Annotated in this window: 16 protein-coding genes; 9 read left to right on the top strand and 7 right to left on the bottom strand. The window is 46.7% G+C overall.

All coding sequences use genetic code 11. The features are described 5' to 3' along the window. Positions 1-546: 546 nt before the first annotated feature. Both ACXAD8_RS13285 and ACXAD8_RS13290 read right to left on the bottom strand, forming a co-directional pair. The gene (locus tag ACXAD8_RS13285; protein ID WP_475229412.1) at positions 547-2,286 is read right to left on the bottom strand and encodes a solute:sodium symporter family transporter; all 1,740 of its coding nucleotides are present in this window, start codon (positions 2,284-2,286) and stop codon (positions 547-549) included. An 84-nt stretch (positions 2,287-2,370) separates the two neighbouring features. After that, positions 2,371-4,446 (bottom strand): glycoside hydrolase family 31 protein, encoded by a 2,076-nt coding sequence (locus ACXAD8_RS13290; protein ID WP_475229415.1) that lies wholly within the window; start codon positions 4,444-4,446, stop codon positions 2,371-2,373. A 491-nt stretch (positions 4,447-4,937) separates the two neighbouring features. Between ACXAD8_RS13290 and ACXAD8_RS13295 the strand changes: the two genes are divergently transcribed. Further along, on the top strand, positions 4,938-5,687 hold the full coding sequence (locus ACXAD8_RS13295; protein WP_475229418.1) for a GntR family transcriptional regulator: 750 nt from the start codon (positions 4,938-4,940) through the stop codon (positions 5,685-5,687). A gap of 233 nt (positions 5,688-5,920) precedes the next feature. On the opposite strand, the gene ACXAD8_RS13300 is transcribed toward ACXAD8_RS13295, so the two are convergent. After that, entirely contained in the window at positions 5,921-6,685 is a 765-nt protein-coding gene (locus tag ACXAD8_RS13300) for a hypothetical protein (RefSeq protein ID WP_475229420.1), read from the bottom strand. A 395-nt stretch (positions 6,686-7,080) separates the two neighbouring features. Between ACXAD8_RS13300 and ACXAD8_RS13305 the strand changes: the two genes are divergently transcribed. From ACXAD8_RS13305 to ACXAD8_RS13325, 5 genes are read left to right on the top strand one after another with little or no spacing between them, the layout of a single operon-like run. Continuing rightward, positions 7,081-8,040: an aldo/keto reductase gene (locus ACXAD8_RS13305; protein WP_475229423.1), complete on the top strand. Its 960-nt coding sequence runs from the start codon at positions 7,081-7,083 to the stop codon at positions 8,038-8,040. A gap of 3 nt (positions 8,041-8,043) precedes the next feature. Then, the gene (locus tag ACXAD8_RS13310) at positions 8,044-9,033 is read left to right on the top strand and encodes a TauD/TfdA family dioxygenase (protein WP_475229425.1); all 990 of its coding nucleotides are present in this window, start codon (positions 8,044-8,046) and stop codon (positions 9,031-9,033) included. 15 nt (positions 9,034-9,048) lie between these two features. Next, positions 9,049-10,053 (top strand): YeiH family protein, encoded by a 1,005-nt coding sequence (locus ACXAD8_RS13315; RefSeq protein ID WP_475229427.1) that lies wholly within the window; start codon positions 9,049-9,051, stop codon positions 10,051-10,053. A 16-nt stretch (positions 10,054-10,069) separates the two neighbouring features. Then, positions 10,070-11,296, top strand: coding sequence for a sulfite oxidase (locus ACXAD8_RS13320; protein ID WP_475229430.1), 1,227 nt, complete (start codon positions 10,070-10,072; stop codon positions 11,294-11,296). Between the two features lies 1 nt (position 11,297). Then, on the top strand, positions 11,298-11,660 hold the full coding sequence (locus tag ACXAD8_RS13325) for a hypothetical protein (RefSeq protein WP_475229433.1): 363 nt from the start codon (positions 11,298-11,300) through the stop codon (positions 11,658-11,660). 366 nt (positions 11,661-12,026) lie between these two features. Here ACXAD8_RS13325 and fre read toward each other — a convergent pair whose 3' ends face one another. Continuing rightward, complete coding sequence (gene fre, locus ACXAD8_RS13330; RefSeq protein WP_475229435.1) at positions 12,027-12,728, bottom strand: NAD(P)H-flavin reductase; 702 nt, start codon at positions 12,726-12,728, stop codon at positions 12,027-12,029. A gap of 29 nt (positions 12,729-12,757) precedes the next feature. Beyond that, positions 12,758-14,242 (bottom strand): 4-hydroxy-3-polyprenylbenzoate decarboxylase, encoded by a 1,485-nt coding sequence (gene ubiD, locus ACXAD8_RS13335; protein ID WP_475229437.1) that lies wholly within the window; start codon positions 14,240-14,242, stop codon positions 12,758-12,760. 173 nt (positions 14,243-14,415) lie between these two features. Between ubiD and ACXAD8_RS13340 the strand changes: the two genes are divergently transcribed. Continuing rightward, a complete protein-coding gene (locus ACXAD8_RS13340) occupies positions 14,416-15,459 on the top strand; it encodes a S66 family peptidase (RefSeq protein WP_475229440.1) in 1,044 nt (347 codons plus the stop codon). Positions 15,460-15,475: 16 nt separating this feature from the next. On the opposite strand, the gene ACXAD8_RS13345 is transcribed toward ACXAD8_RS13340, so the two are convergent. Then, the gene (locus ACXAD8_RS13345; RefSeq protein WP_475229442.1) at positions 15,476-15,868 is read right to left on the bottom strand and encodes a VOC family protein; all 393 of its coding nucleotides are present in this window, start codon (positions 15,866-15,868) and stop codon (positions 15,476-15,478) included. A 362-nt stretch (positions 15,869-16,230) separates the two neighbouring features. On the opposite strand from ACXAD8_RS13345, the gene ACXAD8_RS13350 reads away from it, so the two are divergent. After that, a complete protein-coding gene (locus ACXAD8_RS13350) occupies positions 16,231-17,166 on the top strand; it encodes a lipase family alpha/beta hydrolase (RefSeq protein ID WP_475229445.1) in 936 nt (311 codons plus the stop codon). Between the two features lie 2 nt (positions 17,167-17,168). After that, complete coding sequence (locus ACXAD8_RS13355) at positions 17,169-18,104, top strand: lipase secretion chaperone (protein WP_475229448.1); 936 nt, start codon at positions 17,169-17,171, stop codon at positions 18,102-18,104. A 69-nt stretch (positions 18,105-18,173) separates the two neighbouring features. Here the strand turns inward: ACXAD8_RS13355 and ACXAD8_RS13360 are convergent, their stop codons facing one another. Next, positions 18,174-18,947: a Spy/CpxP family protein refolding chaperone gene (locus ACXAD8_RS13360; protein ID WP_475229450.1), complete on the bottom strand. Its 774-nt coding sequence runs from the start codon at positions 18,945-18,947 to the stop codon at positions 18,174-18,176. Positions 18,948-19,026 lie beyond the last annotated feature (79 nt).

Raw genomic sequence — 19,026 nt, forward strand, 5'->3', positions numbered from 1 at the left:
TACCCCGATGTAAACCTTTAATTCTGTCGTGTTATTAGTGGACCGGGGTCAGATAGCAGACCTGTGGCCCTTTGTTTTAGTACAGAGTGTTGTGATTCGTTCTATATTTTTTTAGGCAGCTCTGAGACTGCATAAATAACTAGTTGCAAGTGCAGAAGTCAGTTTAAAAAGTTGTAAACACCTGAACCCGCTTGCTTACATTGCATTAACATACCCGTTAACAAGAGTTAATACAATAGATATCTTATATAAGACTTAAAAAACTTGCAGATAGCCCTTTCCCGATGTGTTAAAGCGGCTATCTAACCTAACCGAAGCCATAATTGCACCAGTTTGATTTTATCTTAAAATATCTGAGTCAAGGTGCTACAGCCCCTTGCTTGACTCTCTTGTAAGTCGAAATTTATTTCGACACGGCTGTCTAATTCAGCCACTATCATTTGATTGAAATCATTGTCGGGGCGACAACTGCGCCTTAAGGTGACCGGGCTATGAAGTGACCCCATACATTATGGTCACTAAACAAGCCTTCATGCTCTCACCTTGTTAATTAGCCTCTTCTCTACCTATTTTAGCCAGACTTTCAGCATAGGATTTATGCCAATGTCGTAACGCATAGCTACTGAGCAACACATTGCTGACGATGATCAAAAACACCACCAGCCAAAACATGTCACTTAATCCGCCCACAATGCCGATGGGTGAAAAGAATACGTACAACAGAATAATGCAGGATAACAAGGTAATGGCTGAAGGAAATGCCCACTTCCAGGGCACCAGACTCACTGTGTCTTTGCGCTCGTAATGCCAGTCTTGTTGCAATGGATACAGGCGTCCAACCACCGCCATGATGGCTACTTCAATAATGAACAGAATGGCATAGATGTGAATAAAGTTAATTTCCACTTCAAAGACAAACTTCAGCAAGCCATAGGCTATTACGTGAAATACGATAACAATCTTAGCGCCCAGTGCCGGAACATGATTGGAGAACAAGCCCACCAGAACAATCGCAATCACCGGAATGTTATAAAAGCCGGTAAAGATGCGAATGATTTGCCACAAGCCTTCCGGGGCAAACATCAACAAGGGAGCAACGATAAAGGAAAACAGCGCTATCACCACACTGGCAATTTTGGCCACTTTGATAAGCTCTTTATCGCCCACTTTGTCGTCTTTCATGGGTGCATACACATCCAATACAAAGAGGGTCGCTGCACTGTTGAGCAAAGAGTTAAAGGAGCTAAACACCGCCCCTAAAAGCACAGCCAGGAAAAAGCCCGATAAATACAAAGGCAACACATCTTTAACCAGACGAGGATAAGCCAGGTCGATACTCTGTAATTGCTCTCCCTGATACAAATGGAAAGCAATAACGCCAGGCAACATCATCATAAAGGGCACCATTAATTTAAAGTACCCGGAAAACAACACGCCTTTTTGGCCTTCTGCCAGATTGGCTGCACCCAGCGTTCTTTGTATTACGTACTGGTTAGTACCCCAATAAAACAAATTGGCGAAAATCATACCAGTAAATATAGTGCCAAAGGGAACCGGATCGGTTTCGCCTCCCACGGCATTGAGTTTGTCGGTATCTTCAGTGAATACTGTTTCCATCCCCGCCAGTACACTGCCGTCCCCGAGCGCGGCAAACCCCAAAATTGGCACCAAAATACCAATGATTAACAGGCCGACCCCATTGATGGTATCTGAAACCGCTACCGCTTTAAGGCCGCCGAAAATGGCATACACAGCGCCTACGGTTCCCACCGTGACTATGGTGATCACCAGTGCCAGTTCATAACTGACATTGAGCAGTGCCGGTACATCAAACAACCGCAACACCGCGACAGAACCGGCATACAGTACCGATGGAATGGTGATTAAACCGTACCCCACCATAAAGAGCACCACCGTCATGCGACGCACTGTGTCATCAAATCGACCTTTGAGGAATTCCGGTAAGGTGGAAAAGGCACCAGCCAGATACCTTGGCAGGAAAATCATGGCCATAATAATGGTGGCGAATCCAGCCGTCACCTCCCAGGCCATGGCACTCATGTTGTAACCATAGGCTGAACCATTCAGGCCGATAAGCTGTTCAGCGGAAAGGTTAGTCAGCAACATTGAACCGGCGATAAAGGTGCCGGTTAAGCCCCGGCCGGCGAGAAAGTAACCATCTTTGGAATCTACAACCCCTTTTGTCTTTTGCCAGGAAATCCAGGCAACTAATCCCATAAAAAAGACGCAGGTTAATAATGTCGTTATGACTTCTTGTAGTTCCATAATGTGCTCACTCAGATTAACTCTTTTATAAGATAGCGTTTATTAGCGGTAACGCGAACCCGTGGTCCGAATTACCGGCGAGTATTACCAGATGCTGCGCTCCAGCTGGGCGATTTCTTTGTTGTTCAGGTGCTCTACTGGCTGCATAAGTTCCAGCTGGGCATCGGCTTTGACAAAGACCGCCATTTCCGACAGCGGCAATTGCATGGTCAGCACCTGTCCACCGTCGAAGCGTTGTTTGGTATCCAGTTTAATCCAGTCACCTTTGGGCAGATAAACCGTCACTTTTCCGCCAGCGCGATAAATCGGTGCCACCAAGATATCGTCACCAAACATAAACTGATCTTCAAACGCCCAGGCAGCCTGATCTTCCGGGTAAGCCAACACCATTGCGCGTTGTACTGGTAATCCGGTTTCGCTGGCAATAGCCATAGTTTTGCTGAGATAAGGCAAAATCTGATAGCGCAGTTTCAGTGCAGCATTGGCGGCATCGCGTGCTTCATCGCCATAGCTCCAGGGTTCTCGCTGACCTATGCCATGCAGGCGCATATGGGCTGAGAAAACGCCCGCCTGGCACCAACGCACATATAACTCGGGATCACGGGTATCTTTGAAGAAGCCTCCCACATCGGTAGCATAAAAAGGTGCCCCGGAAAGTCCCCAACTGATACCGCCGCGAATGTTAGCAGCCAAGCCACCCCAGTCTGCCTGAGGGTCACCGCCCCACTGCGCCGGGTAACATTGGGAGCCTGTCCAGGCTGAGCGACTGAACAAAAATGGACCATTCTTGCTGTATTTTTCAGCAGCTTCATAAACGCAACGGTTGTATAGCAGGGCATAGACATTGTGTAACGCCATCCCCGTCTCGCCGTTATGGGCCACCATGTGTGGATCTTCCACTTGCTCACCAAAATCCGCCTTGATCATATCTACGCCAAGGTCGAATAAGGGTTTATGGGCTTCTCGCCAGAAAGCAAACGCATCGGGATGGGTAAAGTCTACTATTCCAGATTCTGGTAATGGTGTTAATACTTCACCAAAGGCGCTCATATCCCACTGATAACGAAATGCTTCTCCGGTGCGGCTGTCTTTTAACAACCAACCTTTGTCGGCCATTTTTTGGAACAAGGGATTCTTCACTGACACCAGCGGGTATTCCCAGATACAGATTTTAAAATCCATGGCTTTAAGCTGATCTAATACCACTTTTGGATCGGGATAGCGTTTCGGATCCCATTCAAAGGCAAAGCGGGTATCAGTATCTTGCCATGCACGTCCGTCCAGGGTGATCACATCACAAGGCATGTTTTGCTCTCGCACAGCTTTGGCAGTGGCCAGCAGCTCGTCGGCATCTTTGTAATAGGCTTTAGAAAGGATTACCCCCAAACTCCATTCCGGTGGCAACGGCGCTTTGCCAGTCAGTTCAGTGTACTGATCCAGAATATCCGCTCCGACATTGGTTTTATCTGAAGCCAAAACAAAAATGTCCAGGCTGTCATCTTCAATGAGTACACTGTAGGCACGTTGCGACCACGGCGCATAACCTACACTGTGAGTCACCGGAGCCGGAGTATGAACAAATATCCCCCACCCTTCAGGACTCCAGCAAAACGGCGTATTTTTATAGGATATTTCGGCATTAACCCCTAACGCGTCATGGTTAAAGGAACGCACTAGTTGACCGCGTTTATCCAACTTGCCCCACTTTTCGCCCAGGCCATATACTGGTTCGTTGCTTTGCAAATCAAATGACATCAACCAGCCATCATCCACTTTTGCCAAAGGCGGCAAACGCAAGGGCCTGACAAAATGACCATCATTCGGGGTTTTCTGTACCACAGCATTATTGCGGAAAAAGCGAAACTGGAATGGCTGGTGTTGCAGCTCTAAAACCTGATCACCTGCCTCAATTGTAGTTTGTGCATCATCACCAGAAACGCGACAAGACAACACTTCAGGTAACTTCTTAAGCATGCCATATTCATCTTTTCGATTCTTCCCAGTCTGAATGCGAAAACCACTGGCAAACATGGAAATGGTTAGCTGGCCGTCTTCCAGGGGAACAATCACCTGATTGCTGTCATTGCAACTGGCACGGCCGTTACATTTTATCTGTGGGATATCATTCCACGCAGGCACTGGTAGTGAAAAATCGCTCATTGGGATCTCCTGGAAAAAAGTTGTGATAACGCTGTGCAATCCAATAAAACAGCTACTACAATTGTCTTATGTCTTATATAAGTCTCAATGCAGTTTACGAAATGCTCGGTCACAAGGCAATAACAAAGTGTTAACAATGCCAGATTTACGCCGGTGCAGTGATGCACTAACAAGTCTAGTAAACAAAGAAACCTGTGACTTTATAAATACTTATTATTTATATGATTTAAGACAAATATCTGAATTTATTGTTTTTTATAATGTCGTAACTGTGGTTACATGCTTAGAGTGTGTCGTGCAATAACACTGCGGAGCAATGTTTAACGCTCCAAAGCACATCAGAGCAGCTAAGGCTAGAGACCTGTGTTATTTAGTACCTGTGTTATTAAACACCTTTGATTCTTACAGGTTAAACTGCGAGAATGCCAAACAGATTTACGGACAATGAAATCGTTTACACCGGCAACTTATTCGGGAAAAAGTAAAGCAAAATGAAAGGTAGCAAGTTCGACAATAAAATGAGTCCCAGTGGACTGGCGTTTCAACCACTGTATAAGCAAGTCGAAGAACATGTCACGCAACTTATTGTAGAACAGCGCTGGAAGCCAGGTGAAATGCTGCCCAATGAATTTCAACTGGCGGAAGAATTTGGCGTCAGTCAGGGAACAGTGCGCAAAGCCCTGAATACATTAACTCAGTCTAAAGTACTGACCCGACGTCAGGGGGTAGGCACCTTCGTATCAGAGCACACTGGTCATCAAGCCTTATATCGCTTCTTTCCTGTGGTAGAAGACAATCAGCCGCCGCAATTGCCAGAAGCGGAAGTCCTTGCTTTTGAACTTCAGACTCCCGAAAAACACATCGCAGAACAACTATCGCTGGATAAAGACGACAAGGTGATCTTCCTGTCCCGTAAAAGACTGATCAATCAGGTGGCCTGCTTACTGGAAGACATCTACCTGCCAGAAAAGTATTTTCCGGGTCTGCACGAAATGCCTGAACTGCCTCATACCCTTTATCACTTTTATCAGTTGAACTTTAATTTAACCGTACACAAAACTACGGACCGCATAAAAGCTATACTGGCAAACGCACGTGATGCCGAAAATCTCGGCGTAAAAGTGGGCGATCCGGTCCTGATGTTTACCCGGCTGACCCGCTCACTGGAGGGTAAATTAATCGAGTTTCGCGTTAACCACTGTCGCTCCGACAATTATCATTACCTGGTAGACCTGGATTAATTGCAGTTGCACAGTCTATTGTGCTTCCTCGAAGGGGAACTCCCCTTCTCTCCTCATATGCCCTTGGCAAGAGAGAACATGCGTGACAGGAGCCAGATTTGTTCGGACTGCGAATACAACTTTGTGCGCTTTTGAAAGAAGCTTAAGAGGGGTGTGATCGTAAATCCTTCGATGGCTAAAATTAGCGAGGTATGTGCAAAAACAACTGTTTTTTGTCCTTTTTAAACGACTTTTTAGAGTTCTTTAACTAATTCCCAACCTTTATGAGTTATTTCAAAAACTTCCCCTTTATGGCCAAGCTCTTTTACAAAGTCTAGGGTTATTAATTGCTCTAATGCCGCCTCATATTTTACAAATGATTTTTGGTCTTTAGAACCAAATGAACTCTTGCCGGCTTGAATGGTTCTGTCAATTTTCATAATACGACCGTTGTTATCAGTAGATGCCGCGACAATTATTTCTTTTGCCTCATTAGAAAGAGCATCCTCTTGTTGTTGCTTACTCTGCAATTCATTTAACAACATATCTCGCTCAGCTCGAATTGCCTCAAGCTGTTTCATTAATTTTTCTTTTGTTTCTGCGTTTTCAATATCTGCGACAACTTCATCTCTTTTAGCTCTGTCGATAAGCTCTTTCTCTTTTACAGCAAATAAATTTGAACGAGACTGCTCTAATTGAGACTGTTTTATTGTCTTTCGATGTTCGGCCTCAAGTTGTAGATTTTCGATAAGCTCTTTCGGTCTCCTTTCTATCATCGCAAATATAAATTTTAACCAGTGGGCTGATGCAGCAACAATAGCCCCAATAACTAATGGATAGAGCAATAATGTAAAAATATCAGTTTGGGCGTCAAACAATGCAAGTTTTTCTTCGGGCTTCCCTTTTGAAAGTACAAGCAAGAAAAAACCTCTCCAATTTAATGCTATAAAGGCAAGTATTGTATAGCCAAAATACGGGGTTTTTATTCTATTATTTACCGCATCAACGACTTCTTTCACTGAATTATCCTTTTGCACTCTAGCATTTTTATAATCGACAAATGCACGTCATTCTCCAGGCAATTATTGTTTTTCCACAATGCTACACTTTATGCGTAAATTTTAATCCTGTAAACACGCTACCAGAGCGCCCGCTTCTAGCATCAAAAGCGCGTCGTTGAAATAAATTCCACCCAACAAGGATTCATCGGTGTATGGTTCGAAGTCTGTTCAAACCAGCCCTTGCGCCAGCCTTTTTAACATTACATTAAAAATAGAGTGCAAATTTCATTCGCATGGGATTGACATTTGGCTCATTAAATCTAATATAGGTCTTATATAAGACACAAGATTTAGTAAATGATTTATGTCTCTGCATTAATCATTTAGCCAGATAAACAGAAAGAGAGTCCCTAATGTCACTAAAGAAAATGCCCGAAGTTGGTTTAGGTTTGTGGAAAATCGCCCCGGAAGATTGCGCGCAATCAGTCTATGATGCGATCTCTGTCGGATATCGCCACCTGGATAGTGCTTGTGATTACGGAAACGAAAAACAAGTAGGTGAAGGCATTAAGCGGGCTATTGACGACGGCTTATGTAGTCGCGAAGACCTGTGGATCACCTCCAAGCTGTGGAACACCTATCATGCCAAAGAACACGTCAGACCGGCTTTGGAAAAAACCCTGGCGGATTTAGGGCTGGAATATTTGGATCTGTATCTGATCCACTTCCCGATTGCGCAACAATATGTAGATTTTGAAACCCGTTATCCACCTGAGTGGTTTTTAGATCCCAATGCCGAAGACCCTAAAATGGCTTTTGCCAAAGTGCCTTTATCCGAAACCTGGCACGCTATGGAAGAGTTAGTGGATATCGGATTGACTCGCGAAATTGGGGTTTGTAATTACAACTCAGCACTGTTGATGGACCTGATGAACTACGCCAACAGAAAGCCTTTCGCACTGCAGATTGAATCACACCCTTATCTGACTCAGGAAAAACTGATTAAGCTGGCCCAAAATTACGGTTTACAGGTCACCGCCTTTTCACCCCTAGGTGCCTTGTCCTACCTGGAGCTGAATATGGCTGCCCAGAATGAATCCGTATTGGTTCAGGAGGCTGTACAAAAAGCAGCGGCCCGCACCGGGAAAACCGAAGCTCAGGTGGTGTTGCGTTGGAACGTGCAACGAGGCTGTTCCATCATCCCGAAAAGCTCAAAATTACATCGTCTGAAAGAGAATCTGGATATTTTTGATTTTAGTCTTACCGAAGACGAAATGCAGGCGATATCCGCGTTAAATGCGAACAAACGCTTCAATGATCCCGGCGAATTTTGCCAGGCCGCATTTAATACACATTGTCCAATCTACGACTAGGAGATGCAGGTGAAAAAGATCGAATTAACCAATATCGACGGCCAACTACAGCTGGGTGACAGCACCTTTCCGGCTATTGTCGAAAACAAACCAGGATTTACCAACCTCGACGACTGCATCGCCTGGGTGAAAGAAAATCTGGCAGAATTAGAAGCCGAGTTAAGCACTGCGGGTTCTGTGTTGTTCCGCGGTTTCCCGATTAATTCTGCGGAAACGTTTGACGCCTTTTCTGCGGCCTTTGGCTATGCCAACTTTACTTATAAAGAGTCATTGTCAAACGCGGTAAGAATCAACTATACCGAGCGGGTTTTTACCGCCAATGAGGCGCCAAAAGATGTAGAGATTTATCTGCATCACGAAATGGCGCAGACGCCAATTTATCCCAGCAAGCTGTTTTTCTTCTGTCAGTCAGCTGCGGAGACCGGTGGGGCTACTCCGTTATGCCGTTCAGATTCTTTGTTTACTGAACTGGAAAGGCAAGCACCGGCATTGGCAAAAGACTTTGAAGAAAAAGGGGTTAAGTACACTACCCGTATGCCTGGTGCAGACGATTCCAACTCTGGTCAGGGCCGCAGTTGGAAGAGTACTTTGAGCGTTGATTCAGTGGAAGCTGCAGAAGCAAAACTGGCAGAGCTGGGTTATAGCTGGCAATGGCAGGAAGATGGTAGCCTGATCGCCACCACACCGGTAATGCAGGCCGTAATGCAACTGGACAATGGTGTAAAAACCTTTTTCAACCAGCTGATCGCGGCTTACATGGGCTGGAAAGGCGTACGTGAGAACCCCGCCAGTGCGATTACCTTTGGTGATGGCAGCCACATTCCAAAAGAAGGCCTGGAGCTGGTAAACTCTCTGGCAGACCAGTTCACCTATGACTTGCAATGGCAGGACGGCGACGTTGCACTGGTAGACAACTATATGGCAATGCACGGACGTCGCCCCTATTCAGGCGATAGAAAACGCCAGGTATTGGTTGCCCTGGCAGCGGCCTAAGAAAACGGACAGGACATGTATCAACTCGAGCAACTCGTACAACAATCCCGGAAGCTTGCTCCCGGGATTTTTGTGGCCGTCATTACCGGATTGGCCGCGTTATTCTTAAGTGAACACTATGGCGCACCGGCGATGCTGTTTGCCTTGTTGCTGGGTATTGCCATGTCCTTTCTTTATCAGGACACCCAATGTAAAGCCGGTATCGAGTTTACCGCCTGCCACGTGTTGCGGGTTGGTGTCGCCTTACTGGGATTGCGCATTGCCTTTGACGATGTGGTGTCTTTGGGCTGGCAAACCGCACTGCTGCTGATTGTGGCAGTCGCCTCGACCATTGTTTTCGGTATCCTGTTAGCCAAAGTCTTTCGCCTGAGTACCCGATTTGGTGCCCTAACCGGCGGCTCTGTTGCTATTTGTGGTGCATCAGCAGCCATGGCCATCTCGGCGGTGTTACCCAAGGACGAAAACCGGGAAAGAGATACCCTGCTAACCGTGATCGGAGTAACTTCGCTATCCACGGTTGCCATGGTGGCCTACCCCATTATCGCCACCTATCTGGGACTGGATGAAACTCAAACCAGTATCTTTTTGGGCGGCACCATTCACGATGTTGCTCAGGTAGTGGGCGCGGGCTATTCGGTATCCGAACAAACCGGCGATCTGGCCACACTGACTAAACTGGTACGGGTGGCTTTTTTGATGCCAGTGGTATTGTGTTTTTTATTGGTACTTAAAGCCAATAAAGCCGCTTCGGTACAAAATGGTAAAACACCTGGACTACCGGCCTTTTTAGTCGCTTTTATCGTGCTAATGTTGCTCAACAGTCTGGTGGATATCCCACAAGTTATTACCACCACAGCAACCGAAGTCAGCCGTTTTGCCTTAGTGGTGGCTATTACCGCCATTGGCATGAAATCCAACCTGGGGCAGCTGACCAAAGTTGGCATTAAACCCATTATTTTAATGGTGGCTGAAACGGCCTGGATTGCGCTGTTAATCCTTGGCTGGTTGGTATTTTTCTAAACGGAATATTGCAACTATGTCCGATAAAAACCGCTTATCACGACGCCAATTCTTGCTCAAGTCCAGTGCTTTTAGCGCACTACTTGGCAGTGAAATTGTATTTCAAAAGTACCTGCCTCCGGGACTTCTGCCAGTGGCATTGGCGCAAAACAACAGCATAGCAGGCAAAGATCCGGGATTGCTTGTGCTCAACGATCGCCCATTAAATGCAGAAACACCCGCACACCTTCTGGATGACAAGGTAACTCCCGCATCAAGATTGTTTGTGCGCAATAATGGCATTCCCCCTGAATCTCCGAATAGTGAAAGCTGGACACTCACTGTTGCGGGTGAGTCAATTGAGCAAGAAAAAACCTGGACCTTACAGCAACTAAAAGAGAATTTTAAACACTACAGTTACCAGTTAACGATTGAGTGCGGTGGTAATGGTCGTGCCGAATTTACGCCACCTGCGAAAGGGAACCAGTGGACAACCGGCGCTGTGGGTTGTCCCAAATGGACAGGGGTCAGACTTAAAGACCTATTAAACGCTTCTGGAATCAAGCCAGACGCCGTCTATATTGGTTATTACGGTGCAGATAAACACCTATCCGGTGACCCGAAAAAATTCCCCATTTCTCGGGGCGTTCCAATAGAGAAAGCCCTGGAAGATGAAGCTTTGATTGCCTGGGCAATTAATGGCGAACCACTGCCTTTAATGAACGGCTATCCGCTGCGTCTGGTATTTGGCGGTTGGCCAGCCAGTACCTCAGGTAAGTGGCTGCAAAAAATTGTGGTCAGAAATCAGGTTCACGACGGCGCCAAGATGACAGGCTCTGCCTATCGGGTCCCATGTAATCCGGTAGCGCCGGGTAGCTCTGTAGAAGACTCACAGATGTGTATCATTGAGGCCATGCCAGTCAAATCGCTGATCACCTTTCCAAAATCTGGTATTTCTCATTCTATAGCAACGCCCTTATCAGTCAGAGGGCACGCCTGGGCAGGCGACAGAAAAGTAACCCGAATGCAGTTATCTATCGACTTTGGTCAAACCTGGCTAAATGCCCCTTTGTCTTCTCCTGCAAACAAGAACGCCTGGCAGCATTGGCAACAAAACCTGCAGTTCCCTAAAACGGGATACTATGAAATCTGGGCTAAAGCTACAGACGACAAAGGGGTATCACAACCAATGGTGCTTCCCGGCTGGAATCCAAAAGGTTATCTGAACAATGCCACACACCGCATTGCAGTTCAGGTGATTTAAGATGTTGACTGTGCTGGCTAAGTGGCGAACCTTTTGGCTGTTAAGTGGGCTGAACTTGTTATTAATGTGCGCTGGCGCCTGGGCACAGGGAAATTCATTTAAACTGGCGGAAGATGCAGATCTCCCCTACGTCATTGCTCACTGTACTGCATGCCACTCCAGTGCATTGATCTCGCAAAATCGAATGACCCGAGAAGGCTGGCTTAAAACTATTCGCTGGATGCAAAAAGAACAGGGACTATGGCCTTTGGGAGAACACGAAGAACGCGTATTGAATTATCTTGAGCGTCACTATTTCCCCCAAACCAGCGGTCGCAGAAAGCCATTAGCGGCCCATTTGATGCCAGAGACTTCCCAAAATTAAATGCCATATTGATACCTGAACACTGGTGGTTACTTTGTCACCAGGCTTACAAAAAAGTCTTATCTTTTGTTGCTGTTTCAGGTTCTTTAGCTGTGTATTTCCGGTCAGTTTAGTCGTGAACGGTGCAAACTTAAACTCAGCAACAGTTAACCTAATCAGACAATACCACCAGAAGCGATTACCAGCTTCGCCAAAGAGGTTATGAACAAGCCCTTATCTGTTGCAATGACCAATCTGGGCGAGGTAATTATTTAACCTTTACAGTGACAAAATTAGCACTTAACTGTTTGTTAAAGGGCGTATCAAATGGAAAAGCCGTCTTAAAAGACGGCTTTATCATTTATTTTTGCCTCAACTCGTTTTTATCTAGTCGATAAAAGCAAAAGCATCACCAATAAGCTGATCAGGCTGAATGCCTTTGGGTAAAAACTCATCTCTGACCACTTTGGCCATTTCAAAGCGACCGGCAACATACACATGCTGACCATCTAAAGAAGCAAAATCTTCTAAAACGGCTTTGTGAACCAGACCGGTACGACCATTCCAGCCCGCTTGAGGTGCCTCTATCACAGGCACAAATTTAAAGTCACTGTGGGCTTGTTGCAGCTCCTGAAGATAACTCATTTCATACAAATCAGCAGGCGTTTTTGCGCCCCAATACAGGCTCACTTTCGCGCCTTTATTGGCGTGCAACTTTTGCAGCAACAGGCTGCGGGTATAGGAATAGCCCGTGCCACCCGCAATCAAAATAGAATTTTCGGCATCATTCTGGATCACCGCGCTGCCACAGGGAAGTTCAACGTCAATTTCGCCTTCGGCCTGCAAGCGCTCGATCACCTGCATAGCATAGGGATTGTGCTCAGAAGCGCCGATATGCAGCTCCAGGAAATCTTTTTCGTATGGCGGATTAGCAATAGAAAAGGGGCGTTTATCCTCGTCAGACATCACTACCTGCAAATACTGGCCTGCACTAAATTCAGGTAATGGCGAATCACTCTTCAGTATCACCTTATAAACAAATGCTGAAACCGACTGCATTTCAGCCACTTTTACCCGAATTATACTCATTGTGTTCTCTGTGCCTCTGTTCACTTATTTTACTCTAGTCCAAGATCCTGCCAAATGGCATCGACCTTCGCTTTTACTGCTTCATCCATCACGATGGGCGTGCCCCATTCCCGGTCAGTTTCACCGGGCATTTTATTGGTGGCATCCAGCCCCATTTTGGAGCCTAACCCCGATACCGGAGAAGCAAAATCCAGGTAATCGATTGGGGTGTTTTCTATCATCACTGTATCCCTGGCAGGATCCATGCGGGTGGTCATGGCCCAGATCACGTCTTGCCAGTCTCTGGCATTGACATCATCATCACACACAATCACAAACTTGGTATACATAAACTGACGCAGGAAAGACCAAACCCCCATCATGACCCGTTTGGCATGACCAGGATATTGTTTCTTCATAGTCACCACGGCTAAACGATAAGAGCAACCTTCCGGAGGCAGATAAAAATCTACAATCTCTGGAAACTGTCGTTTTAAAATAGGTACAAACACTTCATTCAGCGCTACCCCAAGGATCGCAGGCTCATCAGGGGGTCTGCCGGTGTAGGTAGAGTGATAAATGGGATTGTCGCGGTGGGTGATGTGCGTCACCGTGAACACCGGGAAGGTTTCTACTTCGTTGTAGTAACCGGTGTGATCGCCGTAAGGTCCCTCAGGTGCCGTTTCTTCAGGATCAATGTAACCCTCCAGCACAATTTCGGCACTGGCTGGCACTTGTAAATCATTGCTGATACAGCCAGTAATATCGGTTTTATCGCCGCGCAACAATCCAGCAAAAGCATACTCAGACAGCGTATCAGGTACCGGCGTTACCGCCCCTAAGATGGTTGCAGGATCGGCTCCCAGTGCCACAGCTACCGGAAACTTTTCGCCGGGATGTTGCTGACACCACTCTTTAAAATCCAACGCGCCACCGCGATGAGACAACCAACGCATGATAAGCTTATTCTTGGCGATAACCTGTTGACGATAAATCCCCAGGTTCTGACGATTTTTATTGGGCCCTCGAGTGACAGTTAAGCCCCAGGTGATCAAAGGAGCAACATCACCAGGCCAGCATCGCTGCACAGGTATTTTGTTTAAATCGACATCTTCACCAGAAAGCACATTCTGCTGGCAAGCCGCCTTTTTCACTTCCCTTGCTGGCATGTTCAGTACCTGCTTAAACACCGGGACTTTTTGCCATAAATCTTTAATGCCTTTAGGCGGTTCTGGCTCTTTCAGAAAGGCCAGTAGCTCGCCGACTTCGCGCAATGCGGCAACGTCATCCTGGCCCATTCCCATAGCAACGCGCTTTGGTGTACCAAACAGGTTGGCCAACACCGGCATATTAGGACCATCGGGATTGTGTGGATGTTGCACATTTTCAAACAGAATGGCCGGCCCACCAGCACGCAAAGTACGATCGGCGATTTCGGTCATTTCCAGTTCGGTGCTTACCGGCACCTTTATCCGCTTTAATTCGCCGACATCTTCCAGTTGCTGGATGAACTCTCTGAGATCTTTATATTTCATATAGGGTTTCTGTAGGCTTAAATGCTTCTGATGAAAATAAAATTTGCGCTATTATACGGGTTTGACCGGTAATAATGAAATCAGAGCCGATTGAACTTTACGGTATATTTTAGAACCGACCGAATAATGCAGCTAAATAAGCAGATTAAATCAGACCAGGGCCACTTATTTCCATGCGCTACCCCAAACCTTTAACAGCCAATGCTAAAATAGCCGTTACAGCCATTTCCTCCGGTGTCGACGCCCCGCTACACTGCCGATTAGATTTCATTCTTAATGATTTACGGGAAAAAGGTTTCCGCATAGTTGAAGGCCAGTGTTTGCGCTCCAACAGCGGCTATGTCAGCGCAGATGCCCACACCCGAGCCCGGGAGTTGATGCAGTTTTTAACAGATCCAGAAATCGAAGCGGTTATTCCCCCATATGGTGGCGAACTGGCCACTGAACTACTGCCATTACTGGACTTTGAGGCGCTTAAGTCCTCGCCGCCTAAATGGATTCTGGGCTACTCAGATGTGTCCACAATCACCTGTGCCCTCACCGCCAGCAGTGATTTTGCGACAGTACACAGTGCCTGCTTGATGGAAATGCTACCCAAGCAACCTGATCCTTTTACCGGTCAGATCCTGAATACTCTGGCCACCGCTGAAATGGGCAGTTTTGAACAACAGAGCGCCGGTTTTTATCAAAACACCTTTCCTGACTGGGAAAGCGAACCCTATAGCCTGTTTGATTTAAGCCAACCCACTCGTTGGCAAAAGTTGAAGAAAACCACAGACTCAGATGACGCATTGCAGCTGCGAGGGAGATTGTTCGGCGGATGCCTGGACACCTTGGTGAATTTGTTCGAAAACCCTTACCTCGACTTTACGGGCTTTAAACAACGCTATCAGTTAGACGGGGTTATCTTGTTTTTAGAAAACGTAGAAATGTCGCCAAAAGCCCTGAAACGCGCGCTACTTAGCATGGATATGCGCGGCGTATTCAATCATATTAATGGCTTGCTATTGGGGCGCAGTACCGGGCCGGAAGATGCCAATGGTGAACTGGACTACTATCAAATCATCCAGGAGTTCTTTATGGACAAAGACTTTCCGGTGCTGTTTGATGCCGATATCAGCCACTATCCACCCAATATGACCCTAATCAACGGAGCATTGGCCAACATCGAGTATAGCGATGGCCACGCCCGGGTTACGCAAACATTAGTGCCCTAGAAAGCTAGCGCTGCAGTCAGGTCTTTATCACTTCTGATATCAGGCCAATGACTGCCCCAGCGGGGTCCTGGACCACACAAAATTCGTCATCCCCCATGCCTTTAGGACCATACAATAACTTTCCGCCCAGCTTTTCGCTGGCGGCGATACTGTCATGCACGCTTTTAACCCGAACGTACATCAACCACTGTGCTGGCAGTCCGGCATTGCAACCTCTGGCGTGACACACCCCGGCAACGGTTTCACCACTTTGCGGCAGGTCCATGGTGTAGTCTTGATAGTCTCCCATCGACACAGCACCACTTTTCCAACCCACCACGCTTTCGTAAAACCCTTTTAAGGATTCAGCATTGTCTACCGTCAGATCCCGCCACTCAATGGCACCTATTTGCTTTTCTGATTGTTCCATTGTTTTCTCCTGAGCTCCCCATAATTCTAGAACTAAAATCATCAAGCTCAAATTTAACGCCCGAATTTTGATTCTATCCGATAAAAACCCAAAATAAGTACAAATTATAACCACAATAGGTTAAATAAATAACCCTGCCTGTAGCAAAGTGAACATTCCTTACAGCCCACTATTTAACCGCATTTAGCTATAAAAATGAGCCATTCCGCTGTTTTCCTATCAGCGCAAACCGGGTTTAAAAATGCAATTTAATTCACCACCGCATTTTCCCCGTATTGATCTTCACATTTTATTAACTAATTATTTACAACTGGTTGGACATCCTACCTGTTGAAAAATTAATAACTACCAGGAACATCACAATGAAAAAACTATTACTTGCTGTACTGCTACTGGGCAACCTCTTAGCCGCTGCCCCTGCCAGCTATGCTGGTACCTACGCTAAAACCAAATACCCCATCGTCTTAGTACATGGCTTATTCGGTTTTGATGATCTGCTTTGGGTGGATTACTTCTACAAGGTACCCAATGCTTTAAGCCGAAATGGCGCAAAAGTATATGTAGCCACTGTTTCACCAGCCAACGCCACAGAAGTTCGCGGCGAGCAGCTCCTCAGTTATGTGCAGGAAGTGCTGGCGGTCACCGGTGCTGAAAAAGTTAATTTGATTGGTCACAGTCACGGCGGCCCGACTATTCGCTACGTAGCCAGTGTTGCCCCGGAATTGGTGGCTTCAGCCTCCTCGGTAGCTGGTGTTAACTGGGGCAGCCCGGTAGCCGATTTAGTGCGCGAAGGTATCGAGCCCGATTCAGCACTGGAAGGCATTGCTAAAACCGTTTTTGATGGCTTTACTAATTTTCTTGAGTTGATCACTGGCTCTAACCCAGGTGAATTGCCCACAGATACGATTGCTGCCCTGGAAGCCTTGACCACTGAGAGAACATTGCAGTTCAACGCCGAGTATCCAGAGGGTATGCCTTCAGCATACTGTGCCAACGACGGTGACATGGTGGGCACTAACGGTGTTTACTACTTCTCCTGGAGTGGCGGTTCTACCTACACCAATGTATTTGATATCGCAGACCCGGCAATGGCAATTACCGGTTTGGCATTTAATGAAAGCAATGATGGCCTGGTGTCTTCCTGTAGCTCTCATCTGGGCTATGTACTTAAAGACAACTACAAGATGAACCACCTGGATGAGGTTAACCAAACTTTTGGTATTCATCACCTGTTTGAAACCGATCCGGTGTCAGTATTTGTGCGTCAGGGCAACCTGTTGAAGCAGTTGGGTCTGTAACCATGCGCAAACTGCTAATACCAGCGGTTGCCGGAGCAGGGCTTTATGCCCTGCTTCTGTGGACCGATACACCCGAGACGCCATCAGCCGGTCGCCTGACACAAGACTCAGCATCGCAAGCTGCGCCAGCAGAAAAAGAATTTAGCCCAGAAGATATCGTGCCAACGGCAGAAGTCGCCGTTATTCCATCGACAGATAAGGACTTTATAGTGGCCTCTGGTATCAAGGATGTATTGGATAACATTATCCTGAGTGCCGACAGCACAGATACAGAGACCATCCTGTCTCACGCGCAACAACATTGTTTACAACAGCAGTTACACTCGGCGGGATGTGATGCTTTTTTAAGACTGCTGCAAACCTACCTGGAATACAAAATTGCATTGCAGGCACTGGAGCCAGAATCAATGCAACTCGGTTCGGCACTGGCTAACATTCGTGAACAATTACAACGCCTTGAGTCTTTGCGCAGAGCCTATTTCACCAACGATGAATTTAGCGCCTTATTTGGCGAAGAGCAGCATCTGGATGAACAGGCATTAGCCCGTCGGGAAATCGCATTATCCCCCCACCTCAGCCGAGACCAGAAACAATCGCAGATAGAGGCTCAACTCAGAAACTTACCCGAGGCACAAAGAAGCGCGTTTGCCCCGACACTCGCTATGCGTGATCTGAGCGCGATAAAACAACGCTATGCCGATCAGCAAAGTCGGTTGCTGGAAGCGGAGAATCAATTTGGCAAAGAGGCTGCCGACAGGCTGGCCAAATTATGGCAACAACAGGAATCCTTTGAAGAACAACTTAGTGAAGTGGCACAGCAGTGGCAAGCATTAGCTCAGTCTGAGAATCTTTCAGCAGATGCACTGGATACTTTATTGGCCCAGCATTTTTCTGGTAACCAGTTACGACGAGCAAAGGCGATACTAAAATATCGATAAATACCTAAAGAATATTCTTCTGATAACAACCAGATTTGGCGCCTGAATCAGGCGCCTCAGTATAAATGGCTATATCATTCGTGGCATAAACAAATGTCTGCCGCGCTTTTGCATCTTCGCCTGTTGCTCAGCCGTTAATAACTGATACACCTGTTGATGCTCTGCGATGACAGCATAGACATGCTCCTGAAATTCCGGGAAGGAATCACTGAACAGGGCACTGACTCTGTCAGATGAATAACTGCCGTCTTCCATCCAACCTTTCAGCGTATCGCGGAAACTTTTAACCTGCTCCCGCATTGCGTCTTTACTGTCCTTAGCCTGGGCCAGCAAAGGTTGTATTTGTGATATTTGCTCATCGCTCAAATCCAGTTTGTCCGCCAAACGTTCAAACCTTTCCTGCGGATCGCGATTCTCCATGCGTTGATGCTTTTGGGCCATCAAATCAGCGGCTTTGGCTCTTTGCTCTTCATCCAGCACCTGGTAAACGGCATACTTATTATCAGCTTTGGCAACAGCCATCGCGGATAACGTTGCTTCATACTGGGTCAGCAAGGCGGCAACACTGTCTTGTGTAACATTGCCCGACGCTATCAGGTTAAGCATCTCTTCCTGCAGCTTCTTAATATCTTCGCGATAAACCGACATATTGTCTTTGGCATCATGCATAACGCTGCGAATTGCCAGTTTTTGCTCGCGCTCCAAATCCAATTGTTTAAATAACTGACGCATCTCTTTGCGCTTTCCGTGGTGCTCTCCTTCCCCCCTATCATGAGCGAAAGCCAATCCACCAACTAAAACCGATACACCTACGACTGTGGTCACTAAATTTCTTAATTTCATCTCATTGTCCTCTTGGTAAACAACGATTTTAGTCTGACACAGTCCAGCTAAAGGAACGTATCGCCAATGTAAAGGTTTG

The organism is Planctobacterium sp. AWH2_060 (genome assembly GCF_056158425.1).